Source organism: Shewanella sp. 10N.286.51.B8, from assembly GCF_041469325.1.
Taxonomy (GTDB): Bacteria; Pseudomonadota; Gammaproteobacteria; order Enterobacterales; family Shewanellaceae; genus Shewanella.
In genome coordinates, this window is sequence record NZ_JBFRKG010000025.1 from 122,968 (window position 1) to 137,208 (window position 14,241).

12 protein-coding genes and 2 tRNA genes are annotated in these 14,241 nt (G+C 42.4%); 6 read left to right on the forward strand and 8 right to left on the reverse strand.

What is annotated here, in order from left to right; all coding sequences use genetic code 11:
• Positions 1-102: 102 nt before the first annotated feature.
• Positions 103-2,682, reverse strand: a complete 2,580-nt coding sequence (gene leuS, locus AB4160_RS10340) for a leucine--tRNA ligase (protein WP_102439165.1) — start codon at positions 2,680-2,682, stop codon at positions 103-105.
• Positions 2,683-2,802: 120 nt separating this feature from the next.
• On the opposite strand from leuS, the gene AB4160_RS10345 reads away from it, so the two are divergent.
• Entirely contained in the window at positions 2,803-3,303 is a 501-nt protein-coding gene (locus AB4160_RS10345; RefSeq protein WP_076543105.1) for a zinc ribbon-containing protein, read from the forward strand.
• 213 nt (positions 3,304-3,516) lie between these two features.
• Here the strand turns inward: AB4160_RS10345 and AB4160_RS10350 are convergent, their stop codons facing one another.
• The 7 genes from AB4160_RS10350 to AB4160_RS10380 form a co-directional block, all read right to left on the reverse strand.
• Positions 3,517-4,032 (reverse strand): prepilin-type N-terminal cleavage/methylation domain-containing protein, encoded by a 516-nt coding sequence (locus AB4160_RS10350; RefSeq protein ID WP_102438989.1) that lies wholly within the window; start codon positions 4,030-4,032, stop codon positions 3,517-3,519.
• A gap of 14 nt (positions 4,033-4,046) precedes the next feature.
• The gene (gene lnt, locus AB4160_RS10355) at positions 4,047-5,573 is read right to left on the reverse strand and encodes an apolipoprotein N-acyltransferase (RefSeq protein WP_102532072.1); all 1,527 of its coding nucleotides are present in this window, start codon (positions 5,571-5,573) and stop codon (positions 4,047-4,049) included.
• A 43-nt stretch (positions 5,574-5,616) separates the two neighbouring features.
• The gene (gene corC / locus AB4160_RS10360) at positions 5,617-6,495 is read right to left on the reverse strand and encodes a CNNM family magnesium/cobalt transport protein CorC (RefSeq protein WP_102438987.1); all 879 of its coding nucleotides are present in this window, start codon (positions 6,493-6,495) and stop codon (positions 5,617-5,619) included.
• 51 nt (positions 6,496-6,546) lie between these two features.
• Positions 6,547-7,011, reverse strand: a complete 465-nt coding sequence (gene ybeY / locus AB4160_RS10365; RefSeq protein ID WP_102477091.1) for an rRNA maturation RNase YbeY — start codon at positions 7,009-7,011, stop codon at positions 6,547-6,549.
• Entirely contained in the window at positions 7,001-8,107 is a 1,107-nt protein-coding gene (locus tag AB4160_RS10370; RefSeq protein WP_102438983.1) for a PhoH family protein, read from the reverse strand. Before AB4160_RS10370 ends, ybeY begins: the two co-directional genes overlap by 11 nt.
• Before the next feature lie 133 nt (positions 8,108-8,240).
• On the reverse strand, positions 8,241-9,671 hold the full coding sequence (miaB, locus tag AB4160_RS10375) for a tRNA (N6-isopentenyl adenosine(37)-C2)-methylthiotransferase MiaB (protein ID WP_102438981.1): 1,431 nt from the start codon (positions 9,669-9,671) through the stop codon (positions 8,241-8,243).
• A gap of 92 nt (positions 9,672-9,763) precedes the next feature.
• On the reverse strand, positions 9,764-10,183 hold the full coding sequence (locus tag AB4160_RS10380; RefSeq protein ID WP_372004515.1) for a hypothetical protein: 420 nt from the start codon (positions 10,181-10,183) through the stop codon (positions 9,764-9,766).
• A gap of 261 nt (positions 10,184-10,444) precedes the next feature.
• Between AB4160_RS10380 and AB4160_RS10385 the strand changes: the two genes are divergently transcribed.
• The 5 genes from AB4160_RS10385 (at position 10,445) to AB4160_RS10405 (ending at position 14,175) form a co-directional block, all read left to right on the forward strand.
• Entirely contained in the window at positions 10,445-11,668 is a 1,224-nt protein-coding gene (locus tag AB4160_RS10385; protein ID WP_372004518.1) for an FAD-dependent monooxygenase, read from the forward strand.
• Between the two features lie 262 nt (positions 11,669-11,930).
• The gene (gene pth, locus AB4160_RS10390) at positions 11,931-12,518 is read left to right on the forward strand and encodes an aminoacyl-tRNA hydrolase (protein ID WP_372004521.1); all 588 of its coding nucleotides are present in this window, start codon (positions 11,931-11,933) and stop codon (positions 12,516-12,518) included.
• Positions 12,519-12,594: 76 nt separating this feature from the next.
• A complete protein-coding gene (gene ychF, locus AB4160_RS10395; RefSeq protein WP_102438973.1) occupies positions 12,595-13,686 on the forward strand; it encodes a redox-regulated ATPase YchF in 1,092 nt (363 codons plus the stop codon).
• Between the two features lie 204 nt (positions 13,687-13,890).
• Positions 13,891-13,967, forward strand: a tRNA-Met gene (locus tag AB4160_RS10400).
• 123 nt (positions 13,968-14,090) lie between these two features.
• Positions 14,091-14,175, forward strand: a tRNA-Leu gene (locus tag AB4160_RS10405).
• Positions 14,176-14,241 lie beyond the last annotated feature (66 nt).

Here is a 14,241-nt window from a genome sequence, read left to right on the forward strand (position 1 = left end):
AAGATGGGTATTAGGTTACATCTTTAACTTTATGAAGGCGACGAATGACGAGGCTAATTGCTTGTCATTTGTCACCTTCAAGCTATCGTTACTTATAAATGATTAATTAGCAACGATGTTTAGCAGTTTGCCTGGTACATAAATCACTTTGCGTACGGTGACGCCATCAGTGAATTTTTGTACGTTTTCATCAGCTAAACCTAGGGCTTCTACTTCTTCTTTAGCAGCATCTGCAGCTACTGTGATTTTAGCACGCAGCTTACCGTTAACTTGCACGATAATCAGTTTGCTGTCTTCAACTAGTGCTGACTCATCAACTGTTGGCCATAGGCTATCTTCGATATCAGTTTGGTTACCTAAGGCTGTCCACATGCTGAAACAAGTATGTGGGATGATTGGGTAAAGCAAACGTGTTACTGCTGATAATGCTTCTTGCATCAGGGCTCTGTCTTGCTCATTAGCAGACGGGGCTTTTTGCAACTTGTTCATCAGTTCCATGATAGCGGCAATGGCGGTATTGAACATTTGACGGCGTTCAACATCATCACTGACTTTAGCAATGGTTTTATGTAATTCACGACGAAGTGCTTTTTGATTGTTATCAAGTGCTTTAGGGTCAAGTTCAACCACATCACCTTGAGCGATATGATCATGAGCTGTTTTCCAGAAACGCTTAATGAATCGATGTGCGCCTTCAACGCTTGATTCTTGCCACTCAAGGGTTAACTCAGGTGGGGCTGCAAACATCATGAATAAACGCACGGTGTCAGCACCGTATTTATCAACCATTTCTTGTGGGTCGATACCGTTATTCTTAGACTTAGACATCTTGCTCATGCCGGTATAAACCAGTTCATGACCTTCACTGTCTACCGCTTTTACTACACGGCCTTTATCGTCAGTTTCTTGTACTGTAACGTCAGATGGTGAAACCCAAACGCGGGCGCCTTTCTCGTTGTTATAGTAATAAGCATCAGCCAATACCATACCTTGAGTCAGTAAGCGTTTGGCTGGCTCATCAGAGTCAACTAAACCAATATCACGTAGCAACTTGTGGAAGAAGCGGAAGTATAGCAAATGCATACAAGCATGCTCGATACCGCCAATATATTGATCCACTGGTAACCAGTAGTTTGCTTTAGCAGGATCAAGCATTTGATCTGCATGGGGGCTACAGTAACGGGCGTAATACCAAGATGATTCCATAAAGGTATCAAAGGTATCAGTTTCACGCAGTGCTGGCTGGCCATTTACCGTGGTTTTAGCCCACTCTTTGTCAGCTTTTATCGGGCTTTGAATACCATCCATTACCACATCTTCAGGTAATACAACCGGCAGTTGCTCAGCTGGTGTTGGCATTACGGTGCCATCTTCAAGCGTAACCATAGGGATAGGAGCGCCCCAGTAGCGTTGACGCGATACCCCCCAGTCACGCAGACGGAAGTTCACTTGACGCTTACCTTTACCTTCAGCAGTCAGTTTGGCATCAATAGCATCGAATGCAGCTTGGAACTCTAAACCGTCAAACTCACCTGAATTAAATAGCACGCCTTTATCAGTAAAGGCAGCTTCACTGATATCCACATCGCTATCAGCAGGCTTGATCACAGCTTCAATGGTTAAACCGTATTTTTTAGCAAACTCATAATCACGTTGGTCATGGGCTGGAACTGACATTACTGCGCCAGTACCGTAGTTCATTAATACAAAGTTACCGACCCAAATAGGCACTTCTTTGCCGGTTAATGGGTGGATTGCATTAAGACCGGTCGCAACGCCTTTCTTTTCCATTGCAGCCATAGCCGCTTCGGTAGTATCAACGTTTTTACATTCTTCAATGAATGCAGCAAGCTCAGGGTTATTCTTTGCTGCAGCTTCAGCAAGAGGGTGACCACTGGCAATTGCAACATAGGTTACGCCCATCACGGTATCAGGACGAGTGGTATAGATATCAAAGCTATCGTCACTGCCAGCAACACCGAAAGTCATTTCAATCCCTTCACTGCGGCCAATCCAGTTACGTTGCATCGCCTTAACTTGCTCAGGCCATTCATCTAACTTATCGATATCGTTTAATAGCTCTTCAGCGTAATCGGTGATTTTAATGAACCACTGAGGGATTTCTTTTTGAACCACCTCAGTGTCACAACGCCAACAGCAACCGTCTTGTACTTGCTCGTTAGCCAGTACTGTTTCATCGTTTGGACACCAGTTAACTGAGGCGGTCTTTTTGTAGACTAAGCCTTTTTCAAATAACTGGGTGAAGAACCATTGTTCCCACTGGTAATACTCAGGGGTGCAAGTCGCGATTTCACGACTCCAATCATAACCAAAGCCTAATAGCTTAAGTTGGTTCTTCATGTAGTCGATATTTTCATAAGTCCATGGCGCAGGCGCAGTCTTATTATTGATTGCGGCATTCTCTGCAGGTAGACCAAATGAGTCCCAACCGATAGGTTGTAACACATTTTTACCTTGCAAACGTTGGTAACGAGCAACAACATCACCTATGGTGTAGTTACGCACGTGTCCCATGTGAAGTCGGCCTGATGGATAAGGGAACATAGAGAGACAGTAAAATTTCTCTTTGTTTGCATCTTCAGTTACTTCGAAGGTTTTTTTGTCTTCCCAGTGCTTTTGCACCAAGGCTTCAATTTCTGAGGGATTATATTGCTCTTGCATCACTCTATTCCGGCCAATGCCGCCCATTGTTTGATCTAGCGCTAAAAAGCGCGAGTAAGATCTGCATAGAATAAACTAGAAGTGATGCATTAAAAAGGTTCAGATGAAGGAGTATTTACTATGAGTGGACGAAGTTCAGCGTTATTAGCACTATATAAGACGCTTTTTGAGCAAGTTAAGAAACAATATGATGAAGATAACTCATTGACGGCAAAGAGCCTTTTTGCTTCTGTGACCCAGTGTAAAGATTATTTGCAATTAAAGTCAGCCGCCGATGCCGAGGAGCTTGCTTTAGCAGAAGATTTTTTAAAGCGTGACATCGCCAGCTACATAAAAGAGGAAAATGCCGATAACCTCAGTTTTAGCCCAACTGTCATTGGTATTGAAAACACCTTATGGCACTGGCTGGGTGAAATTACTGATCGCAGCCAAGTAGAGTGGCATGAAATTGCCCAAGACTTTAAGCATCAGGGTTTTTATATGTCAGGGGAGGTGATTAACCAAGGTAAAGTGATTTGTACTGAGTGTAATCATGAAATGAAAATTGAATTCCCCAGTATTATTCCAGATTGCCCACAATGCGATAATGAAATGTTCACTCGAGAAGCGCTAACGCCTTAAAGCGCTGCCTATTTCAAACAATAGCACGATTTTAGAGATTGTTTGAGACAGCAACTATGCTAGCTGACTTAAGTGGCATAGTGTTTTACGTTTTATGTTTATGTAATAGTGCTTTACGTCTTATGTTTATGTAATAGTGTTTTACGTCTTATGTTTATGCAATAGTGTTTTATGGTCAATTTTTTATCGATTAACTGAGTTTAAAGCGCATATTTAGCAACCCGAGGTGCTAACTTGGTATGTTGGCGGGTTAGCTTCACTACTGGCCTGGGTGTACAAAAAATAGCAGTTGTCATCACGCACTTCACCATCGTCATTGAGATCATATCCAATATAGGTTTCAGGTGCACCTCGATATTGGATTTCCCAATCGTCCATCGACACAATCCATTTTTCGATATCAGTATTATCAAGATAACCGTTTATTAAACGGGTATTGAAACTGCCATCGCCTTCTAAATCGATATCGGTTAAATCATCACGACCTGGAACACTTCGGGTAGAAATACTGGGCATTTGCGTGCGTGCATAAACGAGGGTATTAGCTGCTTTAACGCTGCTCTGTAATTGTGATAATGCGTTAATTCGGGCTTCAGTGGCAAAGTTGATAAACTTTGGCGCAGCAATAATGGCAATGACGGCCAAAATGATAATGACCACCACTAACTCAATTAATGTAAATCCATTTGGATTGAATATATTTGGCTTAACTGGCAATGCTTGCTGCAATCATGGCCTCCTTGCTATTTTTTTCTGCCTTTGTTTAATAATAGTTGATATATAAAACTAAATAAAATTATCAAGCTACATAATATGAGTAACGGTGTTTGGCCTATTCGCTTAAACCAAGTTTCACCGTCATATAAGGCAACGTCAGCCACTAATACTCCAGATTTGAACTGTGGCAGTTGGTGAGTAATACGGCCTTTAATATCGACCACAGCGGTAACACCGTTGTTGGTGGCTCTGACTAAGGGGCGCCCCAACTCAATTGCGCGCATTTGGGCTATTTCCATGTGTTGCAGTGGCCCGATAGAGTCACCAAACCAGGCATCATTAGACACTGTGAGTAAAAAATCAGTGTCTTTATTCACATTGGCGCGTAATTGCTCAGGAAAGACGATTTCGTAGCATAAAGCCGGTGCCACTTGATAGCCTAAAGCATTAAGGTTTTTTTGCTCATAGGTGCCACGTGCAAAAGATGACATGGGTAAATTAAAAAACGGGGCTATTGGGCGTAAAAGGCTTTCAAAAGGGACAAACTCACCTATTGGTAATAGATGATGTTTCTTGTAATCATTAATGCCACTTCCAACGTAATCGCCCTCAGTCTGCTGAGGATGATAGGCATTGCCCAATACAATTAATGAGTTATAAAAGTCATTTTGTTGCATGCTAATAATACCGGTAATGATGGCGCTATTATTTAAATTAGCCACCTTGTCGGTATTATGTAAAAAGTCTGCCACCATAGCTTCAGGCGCTGGAATCGCGGCTTCAGGCCAAATGATGATATCAGCATCAAAATTAGGCCGACTTAAATCCATATACTTGAGTAAAGTTGGCCATAGTGCGTCAGGCTCCCACTTCATACTTTGCTCAATATTGCCTTGTACTAAAGCCACTTTAACCGTTTCATTTCGTGGGCTTATGTCGGAGATGTGCGGCGCAAGGTAAGTGCTGATAAATATCAAAGAGAATATGATGATAACACTGGCAAAACGTTGATATAACACCAGTGCGATACTGCCACAAACCAGTGCGATAACATAACTTAAGCCTAATGCGCCAATTATACTGCCAAGCTCTGACAATGGCCCTTGGGTTTGACTGTAGCCTGCCCATAACCAAGGGAAACCTGTGAGAACCCAACCGCGCATCCACTCGGTAAATACCCACAGTGCGGGGAATAACCCTAAGTAACGAAAATAAACTTGCCAGCCTTGAGTTTGCTGATATTGGGACAGTTTCGCAGTGAGATAACCTGCTAGCGCTGGAAATAAGGCCAGATAAAGCGCCAATATTGCCATTAATGCCATTGATACTATTAGCGGTAAACCACCAAAGGTATCAATGCTGACATGTACCCAACTAATGCCAAATGCAAAACAGCCAAAGCCGAAGCTTAACCAATGAAAGAAGTTTTCTTTCGGGGTTAGGCTGCGACTTTGCCATAAAACAAACAGCATTGCTGCGGGGTAAAAAGCCCAAATAGCGTAGGGGGCAAAAGCAAGTGTGGTTGAAGCACCTGCAACAAATGCAGTCACCATTTTAATCACTGATGACTTGGAAAGTTTATTTTTTAGCACAGAGTTAGTCGTCGAGTTCTTCTAGCAGTTTTTGATCGGGTAACTTCACACTAAGTTGAATTAAACGTCTGGTGTCAGCATTGGTGACTTTAAACTCGATATTATCGATAACGACAGTTTCATTTCGCTCTGGTAAGTGACCAAATGCGTGTGAAACTAAGCCGCCTACGGTATCAAATTCTTCGTCGCTAAATTGGGTGCCACAAGCGTCATTAAATTCATCAATCGGTGTACGTGCTTTAATCATAAACACGGTGTTACTGATCTTTTTGATTTCGGTATCTTCTACTGAACTATGATCGAACTCGTCTTCGATTTCACCGACGATTTCTTCTAAGATATCTTCAATCGTCACTAGACCGGATACACCGCCATATTCATCGACCACGATGGCCATATGATATCGCTGGGAGCGGAATTCTTTTAGCAGTACATCAACGCGTTTGCTTTCAGGCACAACAACCGCAGGCCTGATGACTTGATGCAATGAGAAAGGTTGAGCTGATTGTTTGAAACCATATTTAAGTAAATCTTTTGCAAGCAAAATACCTTCAATATGATCTTTATCCTCGTTGACCACAGGAAAACGGGAGTGTGCAGACTCAATGACTGTTTCTAGTAGCTCTTCAACAGTGCTATCGATTTGCAATGTGACTATTTGGCTTCGAGGGATCATGATGTCGCGTACCCGCAACCCTGATACTTCTAATACGCCATTCATCATTTCGCGGGTGTCTTCAGTAATTAAAGAGCGCTCTTCTGCGCCAGCAATTACATCAACTAAGTCTTCGCGATTTTGAGGTTCGCCCTGAAACATCTGACTAATTTTGCCAATCCAGTTCTTCTTACGGGCGTTGGTACTCGGTGGGATGTCGTCACTCATAATATTTTACTAAATCAAAATCAGCATGTTATATGCAGTCGTCTGATTTATTTACGCTTCCTTATATGGATTTGAAAAACCTAAGCCTTCAATGAGTTGAGTCTCTAATGACTCCATTTCTTCAGCTTCATTATCGATAATATGGTCATAGCCTAGTAAATGCAAGCAGCCGTGAATAACCATATGGGCCCAATGTGCGACAAGGGGCTTATTTTGTTGATTTGCTTCAAGTTCTACCACCTCAGCACTAATGATGAGATCGCCTAATAGCGGTAACTCAATCCCTGGAGGCGCTTCAAAGGGGAAAGACAATACATTAGTCGGCTTGTCTTTACCACGGTAAGTATTATTAAGTTGCTGGCTTTCAGTATTTTCAACAATTCTGATGGTCAGTTCAGCTTGCGCCATAGTGTTACCAAGGGCTGTCGCTACCCATAGCTCAAATTCACTTCGGCTGGGGAGCTTACTGCTGTCAGTAACGGCAATTTGCAGATCTAAATCAAGTTTAAGACTCATTATTTATTGCTCCGTCTTTACTGATCTCGTTGGCGTTAACGTCCACATTGGCCATTTGTTCATTAAAGGCCGTTTGACGTTGTTTATACTGGCGCTCTTTTTCAGCTTTTTGTGCTAGCTCTTTTGAATCAAAGGCTTCATAAGCTTCGACAATTCTTGCCACAATCGGATGACGCACCACATCTTGAGACATAAAGAAGTTGAAGCTGATTTCATCGACCTCACTCAATACTTCAATGGCTTGGCGAAGCCCTGATTTTTGACTGCGAGGCAAATCTATCTGGGTAATATCACCGGTGATCACCGCTTTCGAGTTAAAGCCGATACGGGTTAAGAACATTTTCATTTGCTCAACAGTAGTATTTTGGCTTTCATCCAATATAACAAACGCATCATTTAGGGTTCGACCACGCATATAGGCTAAAGGCGCGACTTCAATAATATTACGTTCAAGTAGCTTTTCAACTTTCTCAAAGCCCATCATTTCAAATAAGGCATCATAAAGCGGGCGTAAATAGGGATCGACTTTCTGACTTAAATCCCCTGGTAAAAAACCTAATTTTTCGCCAGCCTCAACAGCTGGGCGGGTAAGGAGTATTCGTCTTACTTCTTGTCTTTCAAGGGCATCAACAGCTGCGGCAACTGCTAAAAAGGTTTTACCGGTACCGGCAGGTCCCACACCAAAGGTAATGTCGTGTTTGGCCATATTCGCCACATACACAGACTGGTTTGGATTGCGAGGTTTGATGATGCCGCGTTTAGTTTTGATATGCAGGGTGTCATCTTCAGCCGATGATTCAGCTTCGAGGTTAATGACCTCCTGAATGGCTAAATGCACTCGCTCTGGCTCTAAATCTGGGGTGCTACCTTTAACAGTTTGGGTTTCAATGTATAGCTGTTTCAGTAAATTATTAGCATTAAAGGCATGTCTTGGCAGGCCAACGATTTTGAAATGATTATTCTTATGGATAATCTCAACACCTAAACGACGTTCAAGCTGTTTAATGTTGTCATCATATGGACCACATAATGAGGCAATTCTTCGAGTTTCAGCAGGCTCGAGGTATAAATTCATGGTAGTAACTTTAGTGGACAAAAATAATGCTCCAAAAGAAAAAGAATGCGAATAGGTATAAAAGTTAAAATACCACGGTATTAACTGAAAAGCACAATAAAGGCGGCTCGAGGCCGCCTTTATTAAATAATGATAAACCCGTTTTATGGCTAAATTAGCTGCCTGGGGTAAATTGGCTTACACCAATATCATCATCAGTTTTGTGTTTGGCTACGATATCTGACGGACGTAAACTTCGACGTAAATCCATCTCGTCTTCGCCACGAATAAATACGCCGCGCAGCGAGTTTGTATATACATCAACAATTTCAACATCCACAAAACCGCCAATACACTTAGGATCAGCTTCAAAGTTCACTACGCGGTTATTTTCAGTACGGCCGCGAAGCTCCATAGGGTTCTTAACTGAAGGGCCTTCAACTAAAATACGTTGAACAGTGCCTAACATTTGGCGGCTGTAGCGCATGGCTTGTTGGGTAATACGGTCTTGTAAAATCGCTAAGCGCTTTTTCTTTTCTTCCATGGTGACATCATCTGGCAAATCAGCCGCTGGTGTTCCTGGACGGGCGCTGTAGATAAAGCTAAAGCTGTGGTCAAAACTGACATCTTCAATCAACTTCATGGTGTCTTCAAATTCAGCATTTGACTCACCAGGGAAGCCGACAATGAAGTCGGAACTGATTTGGATATCAGGGCGCGCTTTACGTAAACGACGAATAATTGATTTATATTCAATTGCCATATGACCACGTTTCATATTAGTTAGAATGCGGTCTGATCCCGATTGCACTGGTAAATGTAAGAAACTCACCACTTCAGGGGTGTCTTCATAAACATCGATAATGTCTTGTGAAAACTCAATGGGGTTACTCGTTGTGTAACGCACACGGTCGATACCATCAATTGATGCCACTAGACGCAATAACTCTGCGAAGGTGCAAATATCATCATCATGGGTAGCACCGCGAAACGCATTCACGTTTTGACCAAGCAGGTTTACTTCACGTACACCTTGTTCAGCAAGTTGTGCGATTTCTAAAATGACATCATCAACCGGGCGGCTAACTTCTTCACCGCGGGTGTACGGCACTACGCAGAATGAACAGTATTTACTGCAGCCTTCCATAATAGACACAAACGCCGATGGACCGTCAGCGCGAGGCTCAGGTAGGCGGTCGAATTTTTCAATTTCAGGAAAGCTCACATCAATAACTGCTTTATCGCCATTATTAATTTGGGTGATCATCTCAGGTAAGCGATGTAAGGTTTGTGGGCCAAAAATAATATCAACGCACTGAGCACGTTCTTTAATGGCTTTACCTTCTTGTGAGGCAACACAACCACCTACACCGATAATTAGATTAGGTTTTTTGTCTTTGAGGGTTTTCCAGCGACCAAGCTGATGAAACACTTTTTCCTGCGCTTTTTCGCGAATTGAACATGTGTTTAGTAGCAGTACGTCTGCTTCTTCAGCATCCTCAGTCAAGGTATAACCTTGATAATCGTCCAGCAAGTCAGCCATTTTAGATGAATCATATTCATTCATCTGACAGCCCCAGGTCTTTATGTGTAGTTTTTTACTCATCAGTTACGCCGTTCTATTACCACAGAAAAATAGCCGAGTATTTTAACTGCACAAAGGCTCGCTGGCTACCCTTTGTGCACACTTAAGCGGCATTATTCTGAAATGACTAATACCCCTATATTTTCAGGGTGTTTATCTATTTGGGCTAACTCATTTGATTGATTGGTAAAATAGCCAAATTGTTTCGCCATTGTGACGTTATCTTGTCTTGCTTGAACAATTATTTTTTGCGCTAGCTCTCTATTAAACTGCGTAAGCATTTCCGTGGTTTGTTGATATAAGGCATAATCGAAGGATGAACGGTGAATAACCGTAATGGTTTCCATCGGTTGTACTTCGGCTTGTGCTGTCATTGGCATAATGGCTGCGCCAGCAACAAGCCCTGCAAGTAGCGGCATAGTATAGAGTGACTCAGTAAACTTTTTTACATAACTCATTAACGTATTACGGCTGCTTGTTAGTGATTTAAGGGTTCCATTATTAGATTGTACATAGGTGCTTTGACTGAACATACTATCCTCTCTTACCTTGGCATTTAAGGGGTTGGTTGCAAGGCATGTCATACTAGACAGTCTCAGTATAAGGTAAGGTTTGGTGGTCAAAGTTTAATCAGTGTAAGCAAGTGTTGCTCAAACTCAAGATAGCAACATATCGATACGATTGAGGCGTTACAGACATCTTTGTACATAGTTTAAGTGACGCTTATTGGCACATAATAGTAGCCGCTGTCATGGCGTTTCAGTATTACAGCTTTTTATTAAGGTAAATAAACAATGCATCAAGCATCGAATGTAGTTGAACATGATGTCGTCATCGTTGGCGGAGGTATGGTGGGCGCAGCTGTAGCTGTGGGGTTAGGTCAGCTTGGCTTAAATGTTGCCATGGTTGAAGCATTCGCGCCTAAAGCCTATTTACCTGAGCAGCCCTTAGACTTACGCGTATCAGCTATTAGTGTGGCCTCTGAGCAATTACTTGAACGCTTGGGCGTAATGGAGCAATTACGCACTATGCGTCATGTGGCCTATAAAGGTTTAGAAACCTGGGAGCTCGATGATTGCATTACCCGTTTTCATGCTGATCAGATCGATGAATCACATCTGGGCTATTTTTTTGAGAACCGCTTAATTCAACTGAGTCTGTGGCAGCAAATTGAAAAGATGGACAATGTGCATTGTTATTGCCCTGATAGCGTTGCTAAGTTCGAGCGTATTGAAATGAGCAATAGTGACGTAAAATCATTGTCTCAAGGAATTAAAGCGACCCTTAAAAGTGGCGTTGAATTACATGCATCATTATTAGTTGGCGCAGATGGGGCTAACTCACAAGTAAGACAATGGGCCGGTATTGGTATTACTGGCTGGGATTATGCTCAGTCAGCCATGCTCATTAATGTTGAAACTGACACCGCGCAGCAAGACATAACTTGGCAACAGTTTACCCCTCAAGGGCCACGCTCATTACTGCCATTACCGGGTAATAACGCCTCATTAGTATGGTATGACAGTAATAGTCGCATTAAGCAGCTTATGCAGCTCAATCATAAACAACTGGCTGAGCAAATTAAGCTTAACTTTCCATCAAGGCTTGATGAGAACTTTACCGTTATAGCTAGAGGCAGTTTCCCGCTCACAAGACGTCATGCCCAAGATTATTGCCAAGATAATATTGTGATTTTAGGTGATGCAGCCCATACCATTAACCCGCTTGCAGGGCAGGGCGTCAATATTGGTTTTAAAGATGTCGATGTATTGATTGCAACCATTGCCGATGCAGTAGGCAATGATAAACCTTGGTGGACAGCATCTTGTTTAAAGCAGTATCAATGCAAACGTTATAGCGATAATTTATTGATGATGTCAGCAATGGATGCATTCTATGCAGGCTTTAGTAATGATTTATTACCAATAAAACTGTTAAGAAATGGGTTGTTGAAACTGACAAACTACGATAATCCGATCAAACAGAAAGTGCTTAAATACGCATTGGGTTTAGCGTAACTTATTCTATTTAATCAGCAATCACGCCTTCCCCCACCACGCAATTTCTAATGGCGGTTAACTATATTCACTGTGAACTTTTTCACAGTGAGGTTATCCCCATTCTGTCTAATTATCACAGTGTATTTGTTGAGTTCAGTTTTGAGTGTTAAAATGCCGCGCTTTAGCGCCTTCAAATCACAAAATCTTAGTCTATAACTATTAAGATGGATAAATGATATTGAAGATAACGCAGTCATTTAACCACTGAAATTGAGTGCTAATGAGTCAAATAAAACTAATTGTCGGCCTTGCTAACCCAGGTGCAGAATACGCCCACACTCGTCATAATGCGGGTGCATGGTATGTACAAGAGTTAGCGCGTTTATGTGGCGCCACCTTAGCGCCAGACAGTAAATATTTTGGCTTAACCGCCAGAGTCACTATTGATGGTAAAGATGTGCGTCTACTTATACCTACTACGTTTATGAATTTAAGCGGTAAGTCAGTGGGCGCATTAGCGAACTTTTTTCGTATTTTACCTGAAGAGATATTAGTGGCCCATGATGAGCTTGATATGGAGCCGGGCGTTGCCAAGTTTAAATTGGGCGGTGGTCATGGTGGTCATAACGGCTTAAAAGATATTATTGCTAAGCTTGCCAATGAAAAAGGCTTTTACCGATTACGTATTGGTATTGGTCACCCTGGAGATAAAAACCGCGTCAGTGGTTATGTCTTAGGTAAAGCGCCAGCGAACGATCAAGAAAAGATGGACGCAGCAATAGATGAAGCGGTGCGTTCAACTGAAATATTGTTTAAACAAGACATGGCGAAAGCGATGCACCGATTACACACATTCAAAGCGCTCTAAATTAGCCGCGCTTTGATTATTGATTTGACACAACTTACCACTTCCTAGGTGAGTTTAATTATATAAAGGTAAAAATATGGGTTTTAAATGCGGCATTGTGGGTTTGCCAAATGTTGGTAAGTCAACACTATTTAATGCGTTAACTAAAGCAGGAATCGAAGCTGCTAACTTCCCGTTTTGTACCATTGAGCCAAATACGGGTGTGGTTCCAGTACCTGATCCACGTTTAGATGCATTAGCAGCGATTGTTAATCCAGAACGTATTTTACCGACTACAATGGAATTTGTGGATATTGCAGGTTTAGTTGCTGGCGCATCAAAAGGTGAAGGTTTAGGTAACAAGTTCCTAGCTAACATTCGTGAAACGGATGCCATTGGTCACGTTGTACGTTGTTTTGAAGATGACAACATCGTTCATGTTGCTAACAAGGTTGACCCTGCAGGCGATATTGATGTTATCAACACTGAACTTGCGTTAGCGGATTTAGACAGCTTAGAGCGTGCTATCTTCCGTCAGCAAAAGCGCGCTAAAGGCGGCGACAAAGATGCTAAGTTTGAAGTAGAAGTACTTGAAAAAATGCGTCCAACTTTAGATGAAGGCCAAATGCTGCGTTCATTAGAGTTAAGCAAAGAAGAAATGGCTGCAATTGCCTACCTTAACTTCTTAACCCTAAAGCCAACCATGTACATTGCTAACGTATCTGAAGATGGATTTGAGAATAATCCACATTTAGATGCTGTTAAAGCCATTGCCGCGACAGAAAACGCCGTGGTGGTTGCAGTATGTGCTGCTATTGAGTCTGAGCTTGCTGAGATGGACGCTGAAGAGCGTGATGAGTTTATGGCAGACCTTGGTCTTGATGAGCCAGGGCTTGATCGCGTTATTCGTGGTGGTTATGAATTATTGGACTTACAGACTTACTTTACTGCAGGTGTAAAAGAAGTAAGAGCATGGACTGTGCCAGTAGGCGCCAGTGCGCCACAAGCTGCTGGTGTGATCCACACCGACTTTGAGCGTGGCTTTATTCGCGCCCAAGTAATGGCCTATGATGACTTTATCGAGTTTAATGGTGAAGCAGGTGCTAAAGAAGCAGGTAAGTTACGCGTAGAAGGTAAAGCTTATATCGTTAAAGATGGCGATGTAATGCATTTCTTATTCAACGTATAAATAGTATTTGCAGACTTTAATTAGTCAAACAAGCGGTCGAGGTTAACTTTTTTGGTCAAATATGCCGATTTGCTACGCAGTTTGGTGAACTTATAGCCGAACAGTGCCAATTGATGAAAATAGCTAAAAAAAGCAGTTGACCTCGATACGCTGAATAAGCATAATACGCCCCGTCCTCACGACGAGGGCAACGAAAGATAAAGTGGCAATGTAGCTCAGCTGGTTAGAGCACAGCATTCATAATGCTGGGGTCGCAGGTTCAAGTCCCGCCATTGCTACCATCTTCTCAAGATGTCAAACTAGAGATTCGCTGGTTAGTTAAGGCCGCAAGGTTTTAGAAATATGACTGGCTACCTTCTCAAGGTTAAATGAGCATCGTGTTCTGGATGTTAAACAGAGTCAGTGCGGGAGTGGTGGAATTGGTAGACACGCCAGATTTAGGTTCTGGTGCCGTAAGGTGTGAGAGTTCAAGTCTCTCTTCCCGTACCATTATATAGAAAGGCTGGCATTAGCGGGTTTTTCGAAAAAGCTTTAGATTGGGATATCGCCAAGTGG